Annotated in this window: 1 pseudogene; it reads left to right on the top strand. The window is 69.5% G+C overall.

The features are described from left to right. The first annotated feature begins 8 nt into the window (after positions 1 to 8). Positions 9 to 1,325: pseudogene (locus ACIO5D_RS38480) on the top strand (IS1380 family transposase). Positions 1,326 to 1,473: the final 148 nt, after the last annotated feature.

The following is a 1,473-nucleotide window of genomic DNA, read 5'->3' as shown; positions in this document are numbered from 1 at the left end:
ACGGCGGGCTGGCCCCGGCGGTGCGCCTGGCCGAGCGGTGCGGCCTGCCGTCACTGATCCGCGAGCGGGTCCGCTTGGCCGGAACGGACAACGGTGCCGGGGCGAGGCCGGACGCGAAGGTGATGTCGCTGGTCATGGCGATGCTCGCGGGCACGGACAGCATCGACGACACCGCCGTGCTGCGGCACGGCGCGATGCACCGCGCCTTCACCGGCATGCGCGCGCCGTCAACCCTCGGCTCCTTCCTGCGCGCGTTCACCTGGGGACATGTGCGCCAACTACAGTCCGCCGCCCGCGCGTTCACCTGCGCGTTGACCGGGCACTGCAACCTGCTGCCGGGTGGTGACCAGGTCGTCTGCCTGGACATCGACTCCAAGGTGAAGCAGGTCTACGGCGCCGCCAAGCAGGGCGCCGAGCACGGCTACACCAAGGTGAGGGGCCTGCACTTCCAGATCGTCATCGCCTCCACGCCGCTCGTCGCTCCGGTGATCGTCGCCGAACGGCTGCGCAAGGGATCGGCCGGCTCCGCCAAGGGTGCCGCCTCCCTGATCGCCGAGGCCATCAGGACCGTGCGGGCCATGGGTGCCACCGGCATGGTCGTCGTCCGCGCCGACTCGGCGTTCTTCTCCCACAAGGTCGTCGCCACCTGACGCCGCCACAAGGCCCGCTTCTCCCTCGTCATCGCCCAGCGCAAGAAGATCCGCGAGCTCATCGCCACCATCGCGGAGAACACCCGGACACCGATCAAGTACCCCAAGGTGATCTGGGACGAGGACGAGGAACGCTGGATCTCCGACGCGGGAGTCGCCGAGGTCGAGTACACCGCCTTCACTGGCAAGGCGAAGAAGTACAGGGCCACCGCCCGGCTGCTGGTCCGCCGCGTCAGGAGGCTCAACGACGCGCACGTCCCGGATGGGCAGGGCGAGTTGTTCAAGTCCTACCGCTTCCACGCGGTCTTCGCCGATACCCCGTTCCCGCTCGTGGAGGCGGAGAAGATCCACCGCGCTCACGCGATCGTCGAGCAGGTCTTCGCCGACCTTGAGGACTCGGCGCTGGGACATCTGCCGTCGGGGAAGTTCACCGCGAACGCGGCCTGGCTCACCCTGGCCGCGCTCGCCCATAACCTCACCCGCGCGCTGGGGGCCCTGGCCTCCGCCTTCCACGCCAAGGCCCGCACCGGCACCATCCGCCGCCAACTGATCACCGTCCCAGCCAGGTTGGCTGCCGGAGCCCGAACGTTGACCTTCCACCTCCCCGAACGCTGGCCCTGGCAAGCCGCCTTCACCGCCCTGTGGGCGAGCGTCGGCTGCCGCCTGCAGACCTGACAGAGACCCGTCCCACCCACCACAACCAGCACCTCGGAGAACCCGCCACCGGGACGGCCATCCGGCGACCACGCACGTCCGCCAGCGGAAACCACCAGTGAGCGGCCACGAATTCACCCGAAATCGCTCACCCGAATGCCACCGGTGG

The sequence above is a fragment of the Kitasatospora sp. NPDC087315 genome, from assembly GCF_044744345.1.
Classification (GTDB): Bacteria; Actinomycetota; Actinomycetes; order Streptomycetales; family Streptomycetaceae; genus Kitasatospora.
This window is presented reverse-complemented; position numbering and strand designations above follow the sequence as displayed.